Source organism: Methanohalophilus mahii DSM 5219 (genome assembly GCF_000025865.1).
Lineage (GTDB): Archaea > Halobacteriota > Methanosarcinia > Methanosarcinales > Methanosarcinaceae > Methanohalophilus > Methanohalophilus mahii.
This window is the reverse complement of record NC_014002.1, coordinates 1,518,759-1,541,840: the sequence shown is the minus strand read 5'-3', so window position 1 is coordinate 1,541,840 and position 23,082 is coordinate 1,518,759. Positions and strand designations below refer to the sequence as shown.

The window sequence follows — 23,082 nt, the reverse complement described above, 5'->3', positions numbered from 1 at the left end:
TTTCCCTTTATTGGATCATTTCACGAGTATGGCTGCATATCCAACAACTGCTGAATAATCACCGGTCATATCTCCGCTTGTAGCATATTTTAGTAATTCTGCAGTGTTTGCTCCCATATATTCTGCTGCAGTATACATCGCTATAATGGGCCCATATCCACATGCAGTTGCGGAACGTTCCTCTCGTCTGCGGTCAAATTCCTCTACATCCATATTTAGCAGGGCATCTATCAGATACATGTCCGTCTCTTTTGCGGTCTCATGTGGCTGGTAATGGGTAAAATCACTTGATGCGATAAACACCACTTTCTTACCGGTTTTCTCCGCAGCTTTTGCAACTTCCAAACCGACTTCCCGGGCAGTATCTATATCCTGCAAACCCATGCAGATTGGAAGAATTTTGAATGAATCACCGAAACGATATTGCAGGAAAGGCAACTGGACCTCGATTGAATGCTCATACATATGAGCAATTTCATCCATATCGATTATTGATCCAGCAAGCATTTCTCCCATTTTCTCATCGGCTTCCACATCTCCCAGTGGAGTGGACCAGGCTTGAGTTGATAGTGCCACTGCAGAGCCATATCCCGTATGATTGGGACCGAATATCACATAGGTATCTGCCTTTGGCAACTTAGAATAGGCATAAGCCGCCACCGGGCCTGAAAACATGTAACCTGCATGAGGAACAACTATACCATATGCATCTTCGCTGCTCAATTCCAAATCCCTGAAACAATGGCCCAGCTCTTTCTTAAGGGGTTTGATACCCAGAGGATAGAACTGGCCTGCTACTGTTGGCTGTCTCATAATAATACCCCTCTTATTGATAGGAGGGAATAATTATATAAGTAATATGGGTGGGGGAAGTAAGTCCCGGAATTAACCGGGAGACTTACAGGCCTGCTTCGAAATCTTCCATGGTATAATTGAATGGAATGCCCTTTTCTTTTGAGATTTCCCTTGCAAGAAGCCAGTATATGAGGGAAAGTGCTTTACGTCCCTTATTGTTTGTCGGAATTACCAGATCAACATTTGATATCATGTTATTGGTATCACAAAGTCCTATAACGGGAATTCCGATGTTGACAGCTTCTTTGATTACCTGGGCATCCCCGGCAGGGTCTGTTACCATTATTGCATCGGGCTCGAAGAATCCTTCAATTGAAGGATTGGTTAGGGTACCCGGGATGAAACGTCCTACCATTGACTTTGCCCCGATTGCTTTGGAGAACATTTTGGCAGGGAACTGACCGTACTGCCTTGCGGATACGACCAGGATTTTTGCAGGATCATATTTTGAGAGGAAATGGGATACCTGTCTTATTCTGCTGTCTGTAGCCTGAATATCCAGGACATAAAGACCATCTGTACGCACACGATATACGAATTTCATCATATCCTGTGTCTTCTGCTGGGTACCGATGTGTACTCCGGATGCAAGATACTCGTCTATCGGAACAAGGGAAGTTGAATCCGGTGCCGGACCTTCCGGATCATCTGCTTGTGTTGTTTCCTCTTTTGTAGTTTCGACAGTTGGAGTCTCTGCTTCTACAGGGGCCTCCTCCACCTTTTGTTCAATCTGTTCATCTAATGTTTCTTCAATAACCTGATCTTCTTCCATAAAATTCACCTCATGATGAAATATCTCTTTTTACTGTAATAGGGATGACACCCTTTTCAAATTCAACCTTAGCGATTTGTAAGGAATCATTGCTGTCGATATCAATCAGCACAGGAGCTTCCATTGCAATCTGTAGGGATCTGGCTCCAATGATCCTCGCACGTTCATACTTTGTAAATTTCTCATTGCTCAATTAATCACCCTGGCAGAAGTTACAATAGGATGGATGACGTGGGATTTACTGGATCTAGAAAAGTCCATTTATCAATATTAATCGGAAATATAGGGATATTCGGAGTCCCTCCGAATGTGGTTTGCTAACTATTCATACACTTACCAATTCCTTTAGTATAAAAGGATGGGACCGCTGAGATTCGAACTCAGGTACCGGCGTCCCGAACGCCGAAGGATGGTCCAGCCTACCCTACGGTCCCTTACTGGTATGGTGCAACTACATCGATAAGCTCAACATGTGCAAGGATCATGCGTCTGCAACAGTACCGGCTGATACCCAGATCATCAAGTACTGCAGCAGGTGCTTCTCCTTGATCAACCCGCCTTTTGTAATCTTCCCAGCTATTTGCAATTACCTTGCCACATGTGAAACAGCGAACTGGTAACATTTATACTTTCACCTGTAAGATTTCTGGTATCTGGCACGAGCACCAGGTCCACCAAATTTCTTGGATTCTTTCTGCCTGAAGTCGTTTACCAGAAGACTGCGGTCATATGCCATGTATGCATCACGAAGAGCGGTGTCATTTGTCCACTCTACAATACCCCTTGCAATAGCGGTACGCACTGCATTTGCCTGGCCAATGATTCCGCCTCCATTTACTGTTACATCGATATCAATTCCTGATACGGCATCTTCAGCAAGCATGAGGGGTTCCATTATTTTAAGTTTTACAAACTCTGGCTCCAAAACTTCCAGAGGTTTCTTGTTAATACGGGTTTTGCCAACGCCCTTACGAACAGTTGCGCGAGCAATGGCTGTTTTCTTCTTCCCTGAAGTATTACAAACTTTGTTGGTCATTTATGATTCTCCTTAGAATTTCGAACCCATTTTTCTGCTTAATTCCCCGATGGTAATATATTTTGCAGTACTCAGGCGGTCGATATCTGTTCCTTCTACAACCTCTAATTCAGCATTTTCAAACTCTTCAGGCATGCCAATATAAACCCTGAGGCGTGATAAAGCATCTTTCCCGCGTGCTCTTTTATATGGGAGCATTCCTCTGACAGATCTTTTAAGAATCCTGTCTGCCCTTTTTGGGAAAAATGGGCCAAATTCATGGCTTCCAAGGGATCTTTTGTGCTCGTAATCTTCGTAGGTCGCTATTTTTGCACCAGAGATTATAGCTTTTTCTGCATTGACTATGGATATGGTTTCACCAGCAAGAAGTCTATGTGCAATCTTGCTTGCAAGCCTTCCCATAATAAGTCCATCTGCATTGATAACTGTCATTATAGAACACCTGCCTTTAGATCAAGATCCTGATACCGGAGCCTGCCGGTTTTTCTTTCATTATCTCTTCAATAGTGATACATCTGCCACCATTTTCTGCGATTTTTTCCTTTGCAGATGCACTGAAACCAAGCGCTGCAACAGCTACGGAGCGTTTCAAAATGCCGGCACCAAGTACCTTTCCAGGAACAAGAACAATTTCGTCGTCTGTGGCGTTCCTGTTGAGTTTACTCAGGTTTACCTCGGCATAGTTTTTCCTTGGTTTTTCAAGTCTTCTGGCTATATCTCTCCAGATCGCAGCATCTTCCTGACGTGCCTGTTCCTTAAGGCTGACGATCAGAGAAGGAACCCTAGGATCTGATTTCCTTTCAATTTTGTTTTGTGTTTTTTTACTCATGATGTCCCTCTGCAAGAATATCTCTCACTCACGCACAATTTGCGTTCGAACATGGTGAATAGATAGGGAGTGTGGGGTGTAATTAAATTACTAATAGATAAAGATTGTGCATTAGTCAACCGTTACTTGAAACGTTCTGCAGGACCCTTTCATAGAATTTGTCCAAATCACAACCAAGCTCTCTTCCGATAATAAGGGCGGCAACTTCAACATCCACCATGCCTGAAAGATTCTCATGCCGATTATTCACAAGAGATACAACCTGTTTTAGGTCCATATTACTGCAGGATGCGATGTATTCCAGAATCTGATCAACAAGGGTTATCTGGTGCAGGATATCTTTTGAAGGGATGAATCCTCTCGGGATATCAACTGTCGATGGATCAAATGCAGGGTGTAATTGTTCGTCTTCCACATAAAGTAGATGAGAATTCAAAGCAATATCCAGTATTTTGGATGCCTGTTCGGGTGTCATCCATTTAAGGTCGAAGGAGAGGGAAAATTCAAAATCCTGTGGTAGCATCGAACCGCCTTCATTCCTTTTGAAGGGGCCCGCTACCACACACTTCAATTCATCCATCAGGAGCCACGTCTTAATTCATCAACGATTGTATCAGCAATTCTCCCACATTCGGTTCTGCCGGGCCCATCAATATGATTGATACGAAGAGTAAGGACATCCCCTTCAAGAATTGCCCTTACCAGGAAGACGTCACCCTTGAAAGGAACCCTGCTATATTCGCCATCAAGGTAACTGTATTTCAGTGAGATACGGAAATCCACCATCCCTTCCGGTTCAATTGTGCCAACAACCGAATCAGCATTACGATAATTCAATGATGAAAAATCAATACCATTCATGACGATTTCAACTTTGATTTCACGTTTTGCCTGTATTCGGTAACCTCTTCTTGTAACAGATTCGGTAACGAACATGCCGAATCTGCCATCCGTATTAGCCATTACTTTTACAAGATAGGGCAAATCCGCATAATAGCGGTTCTTTTGTTCAAACTGAACCTCCCTGCGCGGGAACCGGTGGTAAATCCTTTTCTTCATCATGTTTTTGGATCAATTCGATTTTACTTAGAGGGACACCAGTTTGGCATCTATAATACCATCAACGTGGCGAATTTGTTCCAGGATATCCTCTGATACTTCGGAATCCACATTCAGTGCCATAATGGTCTTCCCGCATATTTGGACACGGCCGACCTGCATGCCGGAAATATTGATCTCATGATCTCCCAGTATCATGCAGCAGGGGCCGATTACATTGGGCCTGTTGATGTGGTTGGAAACGATCATGTAACCGGAAGGTGCAAGGTCTACCCGCTGCCCGTCGATCATGATTATCCTCAGGTCATCCTCAACAACCGTACCGGTAATACTCTTGGAAATTGAATCCTTGCTGAGTTTGATCGTTACGCTGGATGTGTATTCTTCTACTCTTTCGGATTTACTTTCCACGACCTCAATGTCCCGGGATTTAGCAATAGAAGGAGCATTTACATAATTTACAGAAGCACCCATTATGGTCTTCAGCACACCTTTGAGGGCTGCAAGTGTAAGATGTCGGGTATCCTTGCCGGCAACATCTCCCTTATAGGCAATTTCCACTTTTTCATAGTTGCCGTCCATAAGCTGGGATACTGCACTTCCCAGGGTCTCTGCAAGTTCAAGATACGGACGGATGGTGGACATTATTTCCGGTTTAATGGAGGGGATATTGATAGTGCTGCGGGCGGGTCCGCCATTTAATACAGATATTACTTCTTCTGCTACGGATACGGCCACATTGACCTGTGCCTCTTCGGTAGATGCACCAAGATGAGGGGTGACAACAGCATTTTCCAATCCAACAAAAGAACAGTTTACAGGTGGTTCATTTGTAAAGACATCTATGGCAGCACCTGCGATCTTATTATCTTTAAGAGCCTTTCCAAGTGCATCTTCATTGATGATTCCGCCACGGGCACAATTAATTACCCTTGCAGTAGGCTTCATCAGATCAAATTCTTCAGTATCGAGAATATTGCGGGTTTCCTTAGTCAGTGGTGTATGTACGGTAATGAAATCGGCACGTTTTGCAATGTCTTTTACAGATGCCAGTTCCACACCCAGTTCTTTTGCCCTGTCTTCGTTTACAAACGGGTCATAGGCAAGGATATTCATTTCAAGTCCCTGCGCTCTTTTGGCCACTTCAGCACCAATCCTGCCAAGGCCTATCACTCCAAGGGTCTTTCCATTTACTTCGACACCTAAAAATTTCTTGCGTTCCCATTTGCCTGCTTTAAGTGAAGCAGTTGCCTGCGGAATGTTGCGTGCCATTGAAAGCATCATTGCTATTGTATGTTCCGCAGCTGAAAGCATGTTTCCTTCCGGTGCATTCACTACAATGATTCCCTTCTCTGTAGCTGCAGGAATATCGATATTATCCACTCCTACTCCTGCACGCCCCACAATCTTGAGTTTATCCGCGGCTTCTATTACTCTGGCAGTAACCTGTGTTCCACTGCGTATTACAAGGGCGTCAAAATCTCCTATCTTCTCAACAAGCTCATCCTCGGAAAGACCTGTTGAAACCTCCACATCAAAATGTTCTTCAAGTTTTGCCACTCCTTCCTCTGATAACGAATCACTGACTAGTACCTTCATATTAATATTCTCCATGTGATAACAATAATGTAATACACCGATGAGTTTGACAATCGTCGGTAAACACTGACTTTAGATTGAACCACCCATATAAATATATCTAACCATCATAAACAGTTTATTTTTCCACACTCATTCAGACTTTCTACCTTATTATGAGTCAGGAATAATGTCTGTTTATAGCGAAATATTGTGAGTACTCAAACAGCAATTGCCAGTAAGGTTGAAATTTTTATGAATCAGGAAACAACTTGCTTTTGTCAGCTCCAGATATGCCTGATAACCGCTCTGTGAAATTCCCCGAAGAACTAAAAATGTACATGTAAAAGCCGATTAGGTAACAATCATAAAAAGCAGAAATATTGCAAGATCAAACAGGTAGTTCAATTATGATCTGTTCATACTTGCAATTTTCTAATATTTTATTACTTAATGTACAATCCACACTTGCATGCACCGCGTGTCTCGACATCGCGGGAACGGCGTGCACAAGGACAGATTATCTTCTTATCTTTTTCTTTATCCCCTGTTCTTTTCTGGCAGAAGCAATACCATTCACCATACTGGCGTTTATTGTTAGCGATATTTTTCACCGCTGTGGTGATTACATCATAGTCCGAATTAAGTCTGTATCCAGTAGTTTCGGCGTTTTTCTTGGAACGTTCATAGAATTCCATCTCAAGTTCATCTTCGAATTTCATTATATCACTCCTTGTAGTCTTTGTTCAATATAAATAAAAATATTTGGGCACAATCAGGACCGGGCGATTTCACCCAGTTTTATTCCCAGTTGCCTGCATCCCTCTAAATCTTGTTTTTCAGGTCTGAATTTCACTTTATAGGGGTCTTCCACAAATTCCATTTTGGTATTCTTGAGTGCCTCTTCCATCTGCCTGATTGCACCGCCACCCCAGCCATAGGACCCGAAGAATGATACTTTTTTGTCTTTTGGGCGCAAACCTTTCAGGTACGTCAGGAAACCACCCATTGTGAAGAACATCCCATTGTGCATTGTGGGACATCCAAGGGCAAAGACCCGGCATTCCATTAATTCCTTGATGAGCATGCTCCAGTCATTTTTACGCAGGTGGAACAGGCCAACATCAGTGCCTGATGCCCGTACTCCTTCTGCAATTGCTTTTGCCATCATCTCTGTGCTGCCCCACATTGAATCATAGATAACAAGCACCTTTTGCTCACTTGCCCCAGAAGCCCATTTTGCATAGGCATCAATTATCCTTTGCGGATCACTGCGCCAGATAACACCGTGGGAAGGAGCTATCATGTCGATCTGTAATCCTAGTTTCCCGACAGTTTCAAGATGTTTGAGTATTCGGGATGAAAAGGGTGTCAGTATATTGGCAAAATAAATAGCGGCATCTTCCATGACGTCTTCTACCTGATCATCGAACCTCTTTGAAGTGGCAATATGCTGGCCAAATGCATCATTGGAAAAGAGAATATTATCCTCTTTGAGGTAAGTCTGCATGCTGTCAGGCCAGTGGAGCATGACTGCTTCAATAAACATCAGGGTCCTTTTGCCGGTGTTTAATTCGTCCCCGGTTTTCACGGTCTCAAAGTTCCAGCCACTACACCCGGATTCGGCATAATATTCATTGAGTCCGGTTTTGCCCCTCTCGGTAGCAAATATCCTGGCATTCGGAGCAACTTCCAGTATCCTTGGCAGGGCACTGGAATGGTCCATCTCCACATGATTGGCCACGATATAATCGATCTTTGCAGGGTCCACTATCCTGCTGATCCTTTCGATCATCTCGTCTGCAAAGGATGCTTTTACAGTGTCTATGAGGGTGATCTTTTCATCGACTATAAGATAAGCATTATATGTGCCACCCCTGGGAGTCTCATAACCGTGGAAATCCCGCAGGTTCCAGTCGATTACGCCAACCCAGTAAACCCCTTTGGCAATTTCAAGTGGCTCTTCGGGAGTATCCACAAAATTCACCTGCCAAACTTATGTCTGCATCCTGAAACCGGTGGCTTCATCCAGCAAACTATCAATGAGTTCATAGTGGCCACGCTCAACTTTGGCAATCTTGCTGAAAAATTCCTGTTCTGCCCTGTCGGTGGTTTTCTTTTCGAGTTCATGGTAGAAATATTCACTCTTTCTTTCAAAACGCAGTGCACCAAGCATAATGCCAATCTCTTCCAGATTGTTTTCTGTGAATTCCACATTCAAAGATCCCCGGAAATCAGGGATTCTGGATTCAGGTATTTCGACTTCTTTTCCTTCAAGGAATTTGTGAAGATACTGGGCATGATGTTTTTCTTCCTCGGCAAGAAACTCATAGGTTTTCTTTGCCCCGGGATTGCCGGAAAGTTTGGCTCTTTCAAGATAGAAATCATAACCCTGGTCTTCCAGAGCAATCGCCATTTCCACTGCCTCTTCAAGCGTACTAATGTTCTCGAGTTCTACATCTACATCTTTGAGTATATCTTGCAATTTATTCAACTCCCACAATCAGTAGCTATTATATTTGACAATATGAGTAATTAAAACTTATCTATGTGCATTTTATCCCTGACTGCCACACGAGTAGGTTTTTCAGGAGATTCTGCCGGGTATCCCATAGGAATTACGGATGCTATATCAAAACCATCCGGAATACCGAACATGTCCATTGCTTTTTTACCATGGAATGTAAGGGTTACACCTGCCAGTCCTTCAGCAGTTGCAGCAAGCAGCATGTTCTCTATGCAGGCATATGTTGAGCCTACAGCCTCGTCCCCGAATTTCTTGTCATAACAGACCACGACAATAACGGACGCTGTCTCAATGGCCTTCTGCTGCTCGGGTGCCTTTTTTCTCATATCAGCAAGACGAGCCCTTAGTTTTTCATCTTTGACAAGTATGAATTCCCAGGGTTCGCTGTTAAAGGCGTTCGGTGCCTGGGTGCCTGCATAAAGTATTTTATCCAGGGTATCGGCAGGGACTTCGCGGGGAAGAAACTGCCGAATGCTGGTGCGCTTCTCTATTGCTTCAAAAACTTCCATTAAATACCCCCATGATAATGACTGCAAATAAACTCTCTTTTAGTATGTAAATAACTTTTCCCAGGCTCCTTTATACTATTTTTATTGATTATACTAAAACAAAATGAAGAAATGAGTTTAGAAACATTGTTTTTTTGAGCAAAAAGGATTATATTGCATGCTTATTGGAAAAAAGCATTGCTGCGAGGTTGTTGTAACATATGAAATATAATATTCGGCAATTGCTGAATATTTATTAGCAAGAACTGAAGATTTACCTGTAGAATATAATCATAATCATATAGATATTATATAGGCAGACATAGACGAACCAAAAAAGCAATGCTGCAAGGTTAATGCTTGTGTTTTTCTGAATCTGCTTTTTTTTGATCCACCTATTATAGATTCTTACTTATGGTACTAATCAGCGGTTCTTAAGAGTATATAAGGATTCGTGATGTAGATTAATGTGAAGTGGTAAGGGGTATGGTGGTGGTACCCGAACAGCTTCACTTGCAGGGGAAGGAAGTGAGAGCGTTTGTTGTTGAAGGTGTTGACCTCCCGATTGTTATCGGGACTGTTAATTCCTTCCCTTTAAAGCAAGTGGGCTGTTCCGGTTAACTGCATCCCTTTTGACCGCTATGAAATGAAAATAAGATCAGATCTCAACGGAGGTAAAAAGGAATGCAATGGAAGATTAGTGTTCTTATGCTTGTGGCAATGTTATGCCTGGCCTTTACAGGCGCAGCTGCAGCAGAGGACGTAAAAGGCTGCTGGGAAAAACCCTGCGGCACAGAAGTAGAACAATGTGATCAGGAGACTACGTTTGTCCTGTATGATGCTCCAAATGCTACTATAGTAAAGTCACTACACGGCTATTACTATGTTGACATGGAGCCCGATTACAATGGTCAGGAAGAACTGATTATTACAGCCGGTGACATACGTATTTCTAACTGGCACACAAATTATGATCCAAACACAAAGGTTGCACCAGAAGACATGGACAATCAGGATGTTATCGAGGAAGTAATTAACTGTCCAATCGTCTATGTTGATGTCAATGACAACGAAAAGTATGACCTCTATGATGGTGTCGCTTTTGATCTTGACAATGACGGAAAACTTTCAAGAGGGGACATACTTTTAACAGACCTGCCCGCAGTGGATGTTTATTCCCTTGATGAATCTAATGCCGGTGAATTTGAACAGGCACAGGGAGTAGATGGACAGTCATGGGACAGGATTAACAGTAGCCATCCCGCATTTGGAATGGAAGTTGAAGCAATCGGAAGCGGATGTGCCGGCGACCTTGTAAAATGGGTTGATGCCGACAACAGCGGTGACTGGACCTGCTCTGACAAGCTCTACCTCATTCAGCCACATGGTGAAGACTCATGGTGGTTCGATGAAGTTGTAACAATTGGTGACACCAGACTCTACATCCCACCAGGTGATGAATGTGTACCTGAATGTGGTACCAAGGTCGTACAGGGTGACCACGATGCAACCTACATGTTAATGACAAACCTTGATGCACAACTTGCATCCTACACCTATGGTGGTGACACTGAATGGTATGTTGACATGGATAATAACTCAAAAGTATCCTTTGGCGACATAAGATTGACTGAAGTTTCCACAAACTATGGTCCAAACACCAAGGTAAAGATTTGTGATGAATTCGATCTCGGACACGACCTCACACCGAGTGACCAGAGTCTTATCAGGTATGTCGACAACGACGGACTTCCAGGATACACCCTTGGAGACGACCTCTATCTTGATGCAAATGGTAACACTGTTGTCGATGAGGGAGATATCAGACTGGTGGATGTTGAAGCATCCCTGCCAGGATTTGAAGATCCATTCATGTATGATGCATGGTCTGTTGTCGCATCTAACGATGCAGATACAGGTGACGTACTTGGAGTACTCGGGCCATTGAATGAAAGCTTGGGTTACATCGATTCTGACTGCACCGGAGACTGGACCTGTCCAGACAAGCTTTACTTCCAGCAGATGACAGATGAATTCCATTATGACAAGGCTGTCACAGTTGGAGATCACAGACTGTATGTACCTGTAAACGACCCGAACAGTCCATTCTTTGAAATGGAAGAGTGGCCAGAATGCGGTACCAAGGTAAGCCTGTGTAACATCGATGTAGAGTATACACTCACTGAGGTGTTCTCAAACTATGACCTCATAAAATACGTTGACAGAAACAACGATGGAGAGTTCACTGAAGGTGTAGACCACGCATACATCGACATGGATGCAAACGATGTTGTAACACTCTACGATGTCAGGCTGACTGATGTCTCCATAAAGGAAGCATTCTATCCAAACAACACCAAGGTAATGGATCAGCATGCTCTGGATCTTGGACAGACCCTGAAACCTGCAGATCAAAATCTGATGTGGTCAAATGTCGATCTGCTGAGCGTTGTACCACACCCATCTGATGATACCTTTACAGTAGGTCACTTCGACACTGACTGCAGTGGAGATTGGACCTGTGTGGATGCACTGTACCTGCAGATCGATGATGAGTTCTGCACTGACAACCTTGCAGTCACCCACGGTGACATCAGGCTGTTCATCCCACCGGACATGATTGATGATGGCGAAGAACCACAGGAGCCAACACCAGAGTACAATGAGTACGATGCAAACGAGAACTGCATAATTGAACTCAGTGAGATTTCCGCAGCAGTAGATGACTACCTCGGTGGACAGATGTCTATCAGTGAAATTTCAGAACTGATTGACTACTTCCTGTCAGGTGAGGAGTATTGCTAAAGAACATGGTAAGTTGGGAGTGCCCCTCCCAACTTTAACTCAAGGGGGTTCATTATGAAAATAAACAATATGTTAAGATTGCTCGGCATCATGGCTTTGGTGTTGGTAGTCGCAATACCGATGATCTCATCGGCTGCAGCACAATCCGATGTGTGCAGGCAACTACCAGCAACTGCCGCACCAGGTGACGAAATTACCGTTGAACTTGATATCACTGCGGCTGGCGATGCGACCAAACTCATCATTGAGGATGCTGCCCCAGCAGGCTGGACCGTAACCGGTGCAGACAATGGAGGTACTCCAGATGGTGACACGGTCAGATGGATTGAACTTGCAAAACCAGCAGATGGTACCTACAGTTACACTGTCCAGATCCCCGGAGACGCTACACCAGGCATGTTTGACTTTGCCGGTGAGTTCGATATGGGACCAGGTGTAAATGTACAGGACATCAGCTGTGACACACAGGTTGAAGTAGTAGAAGGCGGAGCACCTGTCGTTGAATCCGATGTCTGCAGAAGTCTGCCAGCAACGGCCGCACCAGGTGACGAGATTACCGTCGAACTGGATATCACAGCAGGTGATGATGCGACCAAACTCATCATTGAGGATGCTGCTCCAGCAGGCTGGACCGTAATCGGTGCAGACAATGGAGGTACTCCAGATGATGGCTCAGTAAGATGGGTAGAACTTTCTGCTCCCGCAGATGGTACCTACAGTTACACAGTCCAGATCCCCGGAGACGCTACACCAGGCATGTTTGACTTTGCCGGTGAGTTCGATATGGGACCAGGTGTAAATGTACAGGATATCAGCTGTGACACACAGGTTGAAGTGACAGGTGAAGCACCAGTAAACGGTGAATCAGATGTCTGCAGAAACCTGCCAGCAACTGCCGCACCAGGTGACGAAATTACCGTCGAACTGGATATCACAGCAGGCGATGATGCAACCAAACTCATCATTGAGGATACTGCTCCAGCAGGCTGGACCGTAACCAGTGCAAACAATGGTGGTACTCCAGATGGTGACATGGTCAGATGGGTAGAACTTTCTGCTCCCGCAGATGGTACTTACAGTTACACTGTCCAGATCCCCGGAGACGCTACACCAGGCATGTTTGACTTTGCCGGTGAGTTCGATATGGGACCGGGTGTAAATGTACAGGATATCAGCTGTGACACACAGGTTGAAATACCACCTGTAGTCAACGCAACCAGGGACATCATGCCTGATCCGGCAGAAGTCGGGCCATGTGATGAGTTCAACGTAAGCGTCACAGTTGAGGAAGACGGCGTGGGTTCCAGTGTTGTTGAGACGATTCCTGAGGGCTTCGAGTACGTCAGTTCCACACTCGGTGTACCCAACAGCATTGTAGATGGTAACGAAGTAACCTTCATCCTTGATGGTGAAACAAGCTTCGAATACACTGTCAGTGCTGCAAATGAAGAAGGTACATACACCTTTGACGGTGTGGTTGTTGACACCGAGATGAACGAGTATCCAGTTGGTGGGGAAACCACAATCGATGTGGTCCTTCCAGAAGGAATTGCAATCCAGCCCGGCTGGAACTTCATGTCAGTACCATTTGAACTGAACAACAGCAGTGTTGGCTATGTCCTTGCAGATGTCAACTATGATGCACTTGTATACTACAATGCATCTTCAGGCACCTGGGACACTGTCACTGACTTCGAACCACTCAAGGGATACTGGATCAAGAGTTCCGATGACTGCACTCAGGTAATTGCCGAGGACGTGCTTGAACCAGAAGTACCTTCAGCACCTGCCTCAATGACAGTCTATGAAGGCTGGAACACCATTGGTTACACAGCTTTGAACACTCTGTCTGCCGAAGTGACACTTGCTTCGATCGATGAATCTTACACTCTGGTAAAGGGGCCATACGATCCTGCAACAATGTCATATGAGATGGTAGGACACAACGGTGAAACTGGAGTAATCTCTGGCAACCATGTAGGAACAGACGTCTTTGAGATGGAACAATACGAGGCTTACTGGGTCTACGTGACTCAGGAAGACAACCTTAACGGGTTCTGATTGAAGACTGAGAAAAAAAAGCGAAAAGTAAAGGTGGGTTAATCAACTCACCTTTTTTATTTTTATGATCATACAGATTAAATAGGTGATTAGATGAGCGAAACGGGGAGCTTTAACAGATACAAATCAATCTTACAGGTATTCATAGTATTATTAGCAATAGCAATGATTCCGGCATGTAGCGCTTCAGAAGGAAGTATTCCTTCATTACCCCTGATAGTGGAGGGAGAAGTAAACCAGGGAGATAATGCAGCACCTGCCGGAACAGAAGTAACAGCACAACTTGATGGCAAAGAAGTTGGTTCAACCACCCTGCAATCAGATGGAATTATTAGCAAAGAAAATCAGCTTGCAATAACCTGTGAACCCGGCGACTACGAAAATCTGAAGTTCTATGTAGGCGGTATGGAAACAGGTCTATATGCTACAGCTGAACTGGCTGATTCCCAACCAGGTGACGTTATTGAACTCAGTCTTACAGCACCGTCTACAGGCAGTGAAGATACAGGATCATCAGATGGATCAAGTGGCGCAATGGCAGGTTCATCAACTTCAACCGGTGGTGTGGATCAGGCAACAACAAGTGAAAGCACAGGTGATGAGAGCGAGTTAGACAGTACCGCTTCTGCAGGAGTCAGTTCTTCCGGGGAAACTGCAGGAGAAGATGTGCCAGCACCTGAATCACCGGTCACTTCAATGACAGGAATCGGTGTTATGGCAATAGTACTGGTGGCACTTCTGGGAATAATTGCCTTCTTGAAATACAAAAAAGAGGAGTAAAACAAAGAGATTCAGCCAGACAGAATAGCTCCTCTTATTAGCTAAAAAGGCCGATCCTTAATGATCGGCCTGATCCCAATCAAGTGATGTGATACCATGCAATGTACTGGAACCGGGCGAGTGCTGGTTATAATACTACAAGTATTCATGTTACTTTCAGTATCAGCAATATCAGTAGCAACAGCGGAAGAAAGCCCACAAATGCCATCTTTACCATTAATTATCAAAGGAAATGTAACAATTGATGGTTCACAGGCAGATCCTGGTACAAACATTACAGCAAAAATAAACGACCAGATTATAGGAAGCGTTCAAACCAGTAACTCAGGGGTTTATGGTGATCTTTCGGGAAATGGCCTGATTGTGACAGCTGAACCTGAAGATTTCGAAGATATAGCAATTTATGTAAACGGAAATGAAGCAGAATATGACGGGAATAAACTTGTAAATGCAAACCCCGGCGATACTATCGAACTGGATCTTAATGTGAATAAAGACAACATGGAAACATTTCAGGATAACTCAATGTTCCAATTTGTTTTGCTGGGATTAATAATTATAATAGCCGTATTTGTAGTGCTCAGGTACCGGTCAAAATGAAATATATGGGGAGTCTGAAATGCTCAGCCTTTACTTTGTGGGGTTTATTGAGATTTGTTTGTCCCCTTTGAAAGAGTAAATGGTGGAGGTGGTGGCCATTAAACGAAGAAGCAGAATCGATATTTCGGCTGAGATATTAGACGCAGCAATGAGTGGGGCAAACAAAACCCAGATTGTATATAATGCAAATTTAAACTTCAGTATTGCAAAAAAATATCTGGAAATGCTGGAAAAAAAAGAATTGATACGTAAGGAAGGAGACCAATATGTGACTACTGAAAAAGGAAAAACCTTCCACGATCTTGCAATGATACTGAAACTTTAAAGATGTGTTAATAGCAAAAACCAAAGTTAAAAACAATGTTTAGAAACTGTGTTTCTAATCTTTGTTACGATGGATTTTATTAGTCAAACCTGTGTTAGTAACAAAAAAGTACAGTTGCATGTATAGAATAAAACCGTCAAATATATAATATTTTAGATAGAAATAGATATATAATAATACTTATTATAATTATGAGCATGACACAATCTACTCCCTCAGACTGCACGAAACAACAAAGTTCCCCTTCTTTCAGAGAATTAGTGTATGCTTTGACTCCCTATTCAATCAACAAATTCATGGTGGCAAGGAAATGTGGATTGAATAGGCAAAAAACAATACCTAAAAACCCCAATGTTGCTGTTTATCCTCCATCAATGGACATAAGCAGAGTTGTTGAAGAAGAGTTGGATAAATGTGTGTCATTCCTTCCTTACTGTGCAAAACCTCTGGGACAAAATTCATGTCCTCTAAATAATCCCTCTGATGGCAGGAAAAGTCAGGATTGCCTTAAATTAAATGACAAAAAATGTAATATTCCATGTTCTCTGGGAAAAATGATTGATGTTCTTAAGGAATATGAATTTACAAGCGACAGGATTTTTATTATTGATAGCGACTCAAACCTCTTTCCCTGGCTTAAACAGAAGAAAGAAGAAGGATACAAATATTTCATGCCCGGCGTGGGTTGCCCTTATGGAGTAAACTATGCACTGGATCATGTGGAAAAAGATCTGGGATTTACAGGGTGTGTTATTTTCATTGAGGACTATGACCCCTCTGATCCCAAAAATGGTGTCTGTAAAAATCCTTCGGATTATTTGAACATGGAATACGGAGATAAAGGGAAAAAGACACAAATACCGGATAATGCTATAAAAGTTATGAGCCAAATTTTTGATGGTTCCATTTTCACCAAAGTATAATCAATTAAGATTGGCCTTTCTGACCTGAATCATCTTTCAACTTGCCTACTTTTGCTTGCAATTTTTGTTTAGAAGAAATATACGGATAGTTAGAAACTTAGTTTACTACATAAGTATAAACCATCCACTTCATAGATTTAGTCATCCAATAATAACGGTGGTATGGAATGGAGTGGATACGATGAAGCAAATGAAGATAGCGCTGGCTCTATGTGCAGCACTAATGTTAATTATTACAATTCCCGCAGCCTCGGCTATAACGGTGGATGGGGAAAAAAATACTGATGAATGGAACGATAACTGGAGTTATGGCCAGATTAATGGTACTGGCTATGACATTTATGACACAGGTGACCGGCTGGAAATAAAACAGGGTGCATTTGGTCAAGATACCAATACATGGTATGAAGAAGACCCTAAAAATGATTCAGGTACCGGTCATGATGAATCAATGGCCCAGCTTGGAGATTCAAGTGGCTACGATATAAAACAGATCTATGGTCACTACGATGTAGCCAACGATACCCTCTACGGTATGAGTACGGTCTATGGAATCCCTGGAGACCTTGACGGTGATGGCAGCATAAGTACAGACTGTACCAATTATGGCGACTGTATTGGAGATGAGGGCCCGGCAGGTACCGGTATGGGTGATCTTGAAACATGGAAGATCAGAATTAGTCAGGAAGGAAACCCCGACGTTACACTTCGAATGCAGAACAACAACTGGACAGTCGAGCAGGGACCACTTGATTATGATGACGTAAAAGCTGCATTTAGTCCAACAGAAGATGGTGTCTATGAAATTTCAATAAACGGTGTCAGTGAAATATGGGATGTTGGTCCCTGTCAGCCAGATCTGAAAGTTGAAGTATATACTGGTGGCCTGGATGATGGTCCCGGAGAAGACACTGCAACTGCATTTATACGTCAGCCATGCCCAAATATCATGATAGAGAAGGCTACCAATGGTGAAGATGCCGATACTCCTACAGGACCGTTCATCCCTGTCGGGGATGAAGTTACATGGACATATAATGTCACAAACACTGGTGATGTACCTCTTAACAATATTGTTGTAACTGACGATCAGGGTGTTGTTGTAGATTGCCCAAAAACAACACTCAATGTCAGTGAATCTATGATATGTACTGCAGAAGGTACTGCTGAAACGGGTCAGTATGCCAACATCGGCAATGTCACAGGTGAATTTGATATAATTGTGGTTACCGATGAAGATCCAAGTCACTACTTCGGTGTAAACTCCTCAATCGATATTGAGAAGGCAACCAATGGAGTAGATGCCGATGATCCAACCGGACCGTATGTAACAGCTGGTGGAGATGTTGTATGGACTTACAATGTCACAAACACCGGTAATGCCAACCTGACTGACATCCTTGTTCAGGATAACGTGACAGGAGAAATCGATAATCTAGTCGATAATGGAAATGGTGACAGTATTCTCGAACCTGGTGAAGTCTGGATGTACAATGCCACAGGTATTGCAACTGAAGGTCAGTATGCCAATATCGGTAATGTTACAGGAACTGATCCAACCGGTGCAGAGGTTACTGATGAGGATCCAAGCCACTACTTCGGTGTAAACTCCTCAATCGATATTGAGAAGGCAACCAATGGAGAAGATGCCGATGATCCAACCGGACCGTATGTAACAGCTGGTGGAGATGTTGTATGGACGTACAATGTCACAAACACCGGTAATGTCAACCTGAGCAGCATTGATGTACAGGATAACGTGACAGGAGAAATCGATAATCTAGTCGATAATGGAAATGGTGACAGTATTCTCGAACCTGGTGAAGTCTGGATGTACAATGCAACAGGTACTGCAACTGAAGGTCAGTACGCCAATATCGGTAATGTTACAGGAACTGATCCAACCGGTGCAGAGGTTACTGATGAGGATCCAAGTCACTACTTTGGTGTAAACTCCTCAATCGATATTGAGAAGGCAACCAATGGAGAAGATGCAGATGATCCAACCGGACCGTATGTAACAGCTGGTGGAGATGTTGTATGGACTTACAATGTCACTAACACAGGTAATGTCAACCTGAGCAGCATTGATGTACAGGATAACGTGACAGGAGAAATCGATAATCTAGTCGATAATGGAAATGGTGACAGTATTCTCGAACCTGGTGAAGTCTGGATGTACAATGCCACAGGTATTGCAACTGAAGGTCAGTATGCCAATATCGGTAATGTTACAGGAACTGATCCAACCGGTGCAGAGGTTACTGATGAGGATCCAAGCCACTACTTTGGTGTAAACTCCTCAATCGATATTGAGAAGGCAACCAATGGAGAAGATGCAGATGATCCAACCGGACCTTATGTAACAGCTGGTGGAGATGTTGTATGGACTTACAATGTCACAAACACCGGTAATGTCAATCTGACCGGAATACAGGTCCAGGATGACATGGGTGTAACTCCAGCATACGTAAGTGGAGATACAAACGGTGACGATATACTCCAAACTGATGAAGTCTGGATGTACAATGCCACAGGTATTGCAACTGAAGGTCAGTATGCCAATATCGGTAATGTTACAGGAACTGATCCAACCGGTGCAGAGGTTACCGATGAGGATCCAAGCCACTACTTCGGTGTAAACTCCTCAATCGATATTGAGAAGGCAACCAATGGAGAAGATGCCGATGATCCAACCGGACCCTATGTAACAGCTGGTGGAGATGTTGTATGGACGTACAATGTCACAAACACCGGTAATGTCAATCTGAGCAGCATTGATGTACAGGATGACATGGGTGTAACTCCAGCATACGTAAGTGGAGATACAAACGGTGACGATATACTCCAAACTGATGAAGTCTGGATGTACAATGCCACAGGTATTGCAACTGAAGGTCAGTATGCCAATATCGGTAATGTTACAGGAACTGATCCAACCGGTGCAGAGGTTACCGATGAGGATCCAAGCCACTACTTCGGTGTAAACTCCTCAATCGATATTGAGAAGGCAACCAATGGAGAAGATGCCGATGATCCAACCGGACCCTATGTAACAGCTGGTGGAGATGTTGTATGGACGTACAATGTCACAAACACCGGTAATGCCAACCTGACCGGAATACAGGTACAGGATGACATGAGTGTAACTCCAGCATACGTAAGTGGAGATACAAACGGTGACGATATACTCCAAACTGATGAAGTCTGGATGTACAATGCCACAGGTATTGCAACTGAAGGTCAGTATGCCAATATCGGTAATGTTACAGGAACTGATCCAACCGGTGCAGAGGTTACCGATGAGGATCCAAGCCACTACTTCGGTGTAAACTCCTCAATCGATATTGAGAAGGCAACCAATGGAGAAGATGCCGATGATCCAACCGGACCCTATGTAACAGCTGGTGGAGATGTTGTATGGACGTACAATGTCACAAACACCGGTAATGTCAATCTGACCGGAATACAGGTACAGGATGACATGGGTGTAACTCCAGCATACGTAAGTGGAGATACAAACGGTGACGATATACTCCAAACTGATGAAGTCTGGATGTACAATGCCACAGGTATTGCAACTGAAGGTCAGTATGCCAATATCGGTAATGTTACAGGAACTGATCCAACCGGTGCAGAGGTTACCGATGAGGATCCAAGCCACTACTTCGGTGTAAACTCCTCAATCGATATTGAGAAGGCAACCAATGGAGAAGATGCCGATGATCCAACCGGACCCTATGTAACAGCTGGTGGAGATGTTGTATGGACTTACAATGTCACAAACACCGGTAATGTCAATCTGAGCAGCATTGATGTACAGGATGACATGAGTGTAACTCCAGCATACGTAAGTGGAGATACAAACGGTGACGATATACTCCAAACTGATGAAGTCTGGATGTACAATGCCACAGGTATTGCAACTGAAGGTCAGTATGCCAATATCGGTAATGTTACAGGAACTGATCCAACCGGTGCAGAGGTTACCGATGAGGATCCAAGCCACTACTTCGGTGTAAACTCCTCAATCGATATTGAGAAGGCAACCAATGGAGAAGATGCCGATGATCCAACCGGACCCTATGTAACAGCTGGTGGAGATGTTGTATGGACTTACAATGTCACAAACACCGGTAATGTCAATCTGAGCAGCATTGATGTACAGGATGACATGGGTGTAACTCCAGCATACGTAAGTGGAGATACAAACGGTGACGATATACTCCAAACTGATGAAGTCTGGATGTACAATGCCACAGGTATTGCAACTGAAGGTCAGTATGCCAATATCGGTAATGTTACAGGAACTGATCCAACCGGTGCAGAGGTTACCGATGAGGATCCAAGCCACTACTTCGGTGTAAACTCCTCAATCGATATTGAGAAGGCAACCAATGGAGAAGATGCCGATGATCCAACCGGACCCTATGTAACAGCTGGTGGAGATGTTGTATGGACTTACAATGTCACAAACACCGGTAATGTCAATCTGAGCAGCATTGATGTACAGGATGACATGGGTGTAACTCCAGCATACGTAAGTGGAGATACAAACGGTGACGATATACTCCAAACTGATGAAGTCTGGATGTACAATGCCACAGGTATTGCAACTGAAGGTCAGTATGCCAATATCGGTAATGTTACAGGAACTGATCCAACCGGTGCAGAGGTTACCGATGAGGATCCAAGCCACTACTTCGGTGTAAACTCCTCAATCGATATTGAGAAGGCAACCAATGGAGAAGATGCCGATGATCCAACCGGACCCTATGTAACAGCTGGTGGAGATGTTGTATGGACTTACAATGTCACAAACACCGGTAATGTCAATCTGAGCAGCATTGATGTACAGGATGACATGAGTGTAACTCCAGCATACGTAAGTGGAGATACAAACGGTGACGATATACTCCAAACTGATGAAGTCTGGATGTACAATGCCACAGGTATTGCAACTGAAGGTCAGTATGCCAATATCGGTAATGTTACAGGAACTGATCCAACCGGTGCAGAGGTTACCGATGAGGATCCAAGCCACTACTTCGGTGTAAACTCCTCAATCGATATTGAGAAGGCAACCAATGGAGAAGATGCCGATGATCCAACCGGACCGTATGTAACAGCTGGTGGAGATGTTGTATGGACGTACAATGTCACAAACACCGGTAATGTCAATCTGAGCAGCATTGATGTACAGGATGACATGGGTGTAACTCCAGCATACGTAAGTGGAGATACAAACGGTGACGATATACTCCAAACTGATGAAGTCTGGATGTACAATGTAACAGGTACTGCAACTGAAGGTCAGTACGCCAATATCGGTAATGTTACAGGAACTGATCCAACCGGTGCAGAGGTTACTGATGAAGATCCAAGCCACTACTTTGGTGAGGAACCGCCTCGGGCCACTCTGGGTGACTATGTCTGGGAAGACCTTAACAGAGATGGTATCCAGGACGAAACTGGCACTGGAATTGCTGATGTAACCGTCAATCTCTACACAGGAGGGGAGGTGTTTGTAGACAGTACAACCACCAATGAAACAGGGTATTACCTATTCACAGACCTTGCTGCAGGAGATTACTTCGTCGAGTTTGTGCTGCCGGATGGTTATGAATTCAGTCCTGCTGATCAGGGAACTGACGACGCAGTAGACAGTGATGCAAATGTAGCAACCGGAAGGACTGCCACAATTTCACTGTTTGCAGGTGAAGTCGATCGGACATGGGATGCTGGAATGTATCTACCTCTGTCTATTGATATCGAAAAGTCGACAAATGGCCAGGATGCTGATGATCCAAAAGGTCCTAAGGTTGAAGTTGGATCAACAGTTGAGTGGGAATATGTTGTTACTAACACTGGAAGTGCTAACCTGACTAACATCAATGTAACTGATGATCAGGGTGTAATTCCTGTATTCCAGAGCAGTAATCTCAACAATGATGATATTCTGGAACCCGGAGAAACATGGACCTATACAGCCAATGGAACAGCAGAATTCGGCCAGTATGTAAACAATGCAACTGCAACAGGTGAATATGAGGGAGAAACCGTAGAAGATAGTGATCCAAGTCACTACTACGGAGAGGAGAAAGATGTGCCTACTGCGCATCCACTGCTAACAGTGTCCCTCATAGGAATGGGAATTGTATTGTTCCTTAGAAGAAAAGAAGAGTGAGGATGGGTTTGTAAAAATCCATTCTTTATTTTTATTGGTAACTTATGTTATTGGTCATTTAAAATAATCCCTTTTTAAGGTGTAGTCACTACAATGTTATTATTTTGCAACGACATATTATCTTGTACAACATATGGATTTTAAACTTCTTTTTGCCTCTAACGAAAATACGTATTTATATTTAGAAACTATGTTTTGCTGAATAACGTAATCATCACTGTAAAAACCTACTGAAAATAAGATTCCAAAATACCTTT

The 23,082-nt window shown here is 43.6% G+C and carries 21 protein-coding genes and 1 tRNA gene; 7 read left to right on the top strand and 15 right to left on the bottom strand.

What is annotated here, in order from left to right; translation table 11 throughout:
- Positions 1-15: 15 nt before the first annotated feature.
- From MMAH_RS07700 to MMAH_RS07630, 15 genes are all read right to left on the bottom strand, one after another.
- A complete protein-coding gene (locus MMAH_RS07700; protein ID WP_048902174.1) occupies positions 16-819 on the bottom strand; it encodes an MEMO1 family protein in 804 nt (267 codons plus the stop codon).
- A gap of 79 nt (positions 820-898) precedes the next feature.
- Positions 899-1,627 carry a 30S ribosomal protein S2 gene (rpsB, locus tag MMAH_RS07695; RefSeq protein WP_013037985.1) on the bottom strand — a complete coding sequence of 243 codons (729 nt, stop codon included), beginning with the start codon at positions 1,625-1,627 and terminating at the stop codon, positions 899-901.
- Between the two features lie 10 nt (positions 1,628-1,637).
- Positions 1,638-1,820 (bottom strand): DNA-directed RNA polymerase subunit K, encoded by a 183-nt coding sequence (locus MMAH_RS07690; protein ID WP_013037984.1) that lies wholly within the window; start codon positions 1,818-1,820, stop codon positions 1,638-1,640.
- Positions 1,821-1,986: 166 nt separating this feature from the next.
- A tRNA-Pro gene (locus MMAH_RS07685) sits at positions 1,987-2,061 on the bottom strand.
- Entirely contained in the window at positions 2,062-2,250 is a 189-nt protein-coding gene (locus MMAH_RS07680) for a DNA-directed RNA polymerase subunit N (protein ID WP_013037983.1), read from the bottom strand.
- An 8-nt stretch (positions 2,251-2,258) separates the two neighbouring features.
- On the bottom strand, positions 2,259-2,663 hold the full coding sequence (locus tag MMAH_RS07675; protein WP_013037982.1) for a 30S ribosomal protein S9: 405 nt from the start codon (positions 2,661-2,663) through the stop codon (positions 2,259-2,261).
- A gap of 12 nt (positions 2,664-2,675) precedes the next feature.
- A complete protein-coding gene (locus MMAH_RS07670) occupies positions 2,676-3,095 on the bottom strand; it encodes a 50S ribosomal protein L13 (RefSeq protein WP_013037981.1) in 420 nt (139 codons plus the stop codon).
- A 16-nt stretch (positions 3,096-3,111) separates the two neighbouring features.
- Positions 3,112-3,492, bottom strand: a complete 381-nt coding sequence (locus MMAH_RS07665) for a 50S ribosomal protein L18e (RefSeq protein ID WP_013037980.1) — start codon at positions 3,490-3,492, stop codon at positions 3,112-3,114.
- 115 nt (positions 3,493-3,607) lie between these two features.
- Complete coding sequence (locus MMAH_RS07660; RefSeq protein WP_013037979.1) at positions 3,608-4,072, bottom strand: DUF2240 family protein; 465 nt, start codon at positions 4,070-4,072, stop codon at positions 3,608-3,610.
- Positions 4,072-4,554 carry a hypothetical protein gene (locus MMAH_RS07655; RefSeq protein ID WP_013037978.1) on the bottom strand — a complete coding sequence of 161 codons (483 nt, stop codon included), beginning with the start codon at positions 4,552-4,554 and terminating at the stop codon, positions 4,072-4,074. Before MMAH_RS07655 ends, MMAH_RS07660 begins: the two co-directional genes overlap by 1 nt.
- Before the next feature lie 24 nt (positions 4,555-4,578).
- Entirely contained in the window at positions 4,579-6,150 is a 1,572-nt protein-coding gene (serA, locus tag MMAH_RS07650) for a phosphoglycerate dehydrogenase (RefSeq protein WP_013037977.1), read from the bottom strand.
- A gap of 425 nt (positions 6,151-6,575) precedes the next feature.
- Positions 6,576-6,851 carry a ferredoxin-thioredoxin reductase catalytic domain-containing protein gene (locus tag MMAH_RS07645; protein WP_013037976.1) on the bottom strand — a complete coding sequence of 92 codons (276 nt, stop codon included), beginning with the start codon at positions 6,849-6,851 and terminating at the stop codon, positions 6,576-6,578.
- Positions 6,852-6,904: 53 nt separating this feature from the next.
- On the bottom strand, positions 6,905-8,107 hold the full coding sequence (locus MMAH_RS07640) for an FprA family A-type flavoprotein (protein ID WP_013037975.1): 1,203 nt from the start codon (positions 8,105-8,107) through the stop codon (positions 6,905-6,907).
- Between the two features lie 18 nt (positions 8,108-8,125).
- Positions 8,126-8,614, bottom strand: a complete 489-nt coding sequence (locus tag MMAH_RS07635) for a ferritin family protein (protein WP_013037974.1) — start codon at positions 8,612-8,614, stop codon at positions 8,126-8,128.
- Positions 8,615-8,664: 50 nt separating this feature from the next.
- On the bottom strand, positions 8,665-9,165 hold the full coding sequence (locus MMAH_RS07630; protein ID WP_013037973.1) for a nitroreductase family protein: 501 nt from the start codon (positions 9,163-9,165) through the stop codon (positions 8,665-8,667).
- Between the two features lie 663 nt (positions 9,166-9,828).
- Between MMAH_RS07630 and MMAH_RS07625 the strand changes: the two genes are divergently transcribed.
- The 7 genes from MMAH_RS07625 (at position 9,829) to MMAH_RS07595 (ending at position 22,825) form a co-directional block, all read left to right on the top strand.
- On the top strand, positions 9,829-11,949 hold the full coding sequence (locus MMAH_RS07625) for a hypothetical protein (protein WP_013037972.1): 2,121 nt from the start codon (positions 9,829-9,831) through the stop codon (positions 11,947-11,949).
- A 54-nt stretch (positions 11,950-12,003) separates the two neighbouring features.
- Positions 12,004-14,010, top strand: a complete 2,007-nt coding sequence (locus MMAH_RS07620) for a COG1470 family protein (RefSeq protein ID WP_013037971.1) — start codon at positions 12,004-12,006, stop codon at positions 14,008-14,010.
- A gap of 93 nt (positions 14,011-14,103) precedes the next feature.
- Entirely contained in the window at positions 14,104-14,790 is a 687-nt protein-coding gene (locus MMAH_RS07615; protein ID WP_013037970.1) for a hypothetical protein, read from the top strand.
- A 201-nt stretch (positions 14,791-14,991) separates the two neighbouring features.
- Positions 14,992-15,390 (top strand): hypothetical protein, encoded by a 399-nt coding sequence (locus MMAH_RS07610; RefSeq protein WP_157198717.1) that lies wholly within the window; start codon positions 14,992-14,994, stop codon positions 15,388-15,390.
- Between the two features lie 91 nt (positions 15,391-15,481).
- A complete protein-coding gene (locus MMAH_RS07605; RefSeq protein WP_245526214.1) occupies positions 15,482-15,715 on the top strand; it encodes a winged helix-turn-helix domain-containing protein in 234 nt (77 codons plus the stop codon).
- A gap of 197 nt (positions 15,716-15,912) precedes the next feature.
- Positions 15,913-16,638, top strand: a complete 726-nt coding sequence (locus MMAH_RS07600; protein ID WP_157198716.1) for a hypothetical protein — start codon at positions 15,913-15,915, stop codon at positions 16,636-16,638.
- 181 nt (positions 16,639-16,819) lie between these two features.
- Positions 16,820-22,825: a DUF7507 domain-containing protein gene (locus MMAH_RS07595; protein ID WP_013037966.1), complete on the top strand. Its 6,006-nt coding sequence runs from the start codon at positions 16,820-16,822 to the stop codon at positions 22,823-22,825.
- Positions 22,826-23,082: the final 257 nt, after the last annotated feature.

What these genes read in the sequence shown, in the direction of transcription:
- MMAH_RS07670 (WP_013037981.1), bottom strand. Translation starts at nt 3,095, where the DNA reads ATGACAGTTATCAATGCAGATGGACTTATTATGGGAAGGCTTGCAAGC.
- MMAH_RS07645 (WP_013037976.1), bottom strand. Translation starts at nt 6,851, where the DNA reads ATGAAATTCGAAGATGAACTTGAGATGGAATTCTATGAACGTTCCAAG.
- MMAH_RS07665 (WP_013037980.1), bottom strand. Translation starts at nt 3,492, where the DNA reads ATGAGTAAAAAAACACAAAACAAAATTGAAAGGAAATCAGATCCTAGG.
- MMAH_RS07680 (WP_013037983.1), bottom strand. Translation starts at nt 2,250, where the DNA reads ATGTTACCAGTTCGCTGTTTCACATGTGGCAAGGTAATTGCAAATAGC.
- MMAH_RS07625 (WP_013037972.1), top strand. Translation starts at nt 9,829, where the DNA reads ATGCAATGGAAGATTAGTGTTCTTATGCTTGTGGCAATGTTATGCCTG.
- MMAH_RS07620 (WP_013037971.1), top strand. Translation starts at nt 12,004, where the DNA reads ATGAAAATAAACAATATGTTAAGATTGCTCGGCATCATGGCTTTGGTG.
- MMAH_RS07595 (WP_013037966.1), top strand. Translation starts at nt 16,820, where the DNA reads ATGAAGCAAATGAAGATAGCGCTGGCTCTATGTGCAGCACTAATGTTA.
- MMAH_RS07615 (WP_013037970.1), top strand. Translation starts at nt 14,104, where the DNA reads ATGAGCGAAACGGGGAGCTTTAACAGATACAAATCAATCTTACAGGTA.
- MMAH_RS07655 (WP_013037978.1), bottom strand. Translation starts at nt 4,554, where the DNA reads ATGATGAAGAAAAGGATTTACCACCGGTTCCCGCGCAGGGAGGTTCAG.
- MMAH_RS07630 (WP_013037973.1), bottom strand. Translation starts at nt 9,165, where the DNA reads ATGGAAGTTTTTGAAGCAATAGAGAAGCGCACCAGCATTCGGCAGTTT.
- serA (WP_013037977.1), bottom strand. Translation starts at nt 6,150, where the DNA reads ATGAAGGTACTAGTCAGTGATTCGTTATCAGAGGAAGGAGTGGCAAAA.
- MMAH_RS07600 (WP_157198716.1), top strand. Translation starts at nt 15,913, where the DNA reads ATGACACAATCTACTCCCTCAGACTGCACGAAACAACAAAGTTCCCCT.
- MMAH_RS07660 (WP_013037979.1), bottom strand. Translation starts at nt 4,072, where the DNA reads ATGGATGAATTGAAGTGTGTGGTAGCGGGCCCCTTCAAAAGGAATGAA.
- MMAH_RS07610 (WP_157198717.1), top strand. Translation starts at nt 14,992, where the DNA reads ATGCCATCTTTACCATTAATTATCAAAGGAAATGTAACAATTGATGGT.
- MMAH_RS07675 (WP_013037982.1), bottom strand. Translation starts at nt 2,663, where the DNA reads ATGACCAACAAAGTTTGTAATACTTCAGGGAAGAAGAAAACAGCCATT.
- rpsB (WP_013037985.1), bottom strand. Translation starts at nt 1,627, where the DNA reads ATGGAAGAAGATCAGGTTATTGAAGAAACATTAGATGAACAGATTGAA.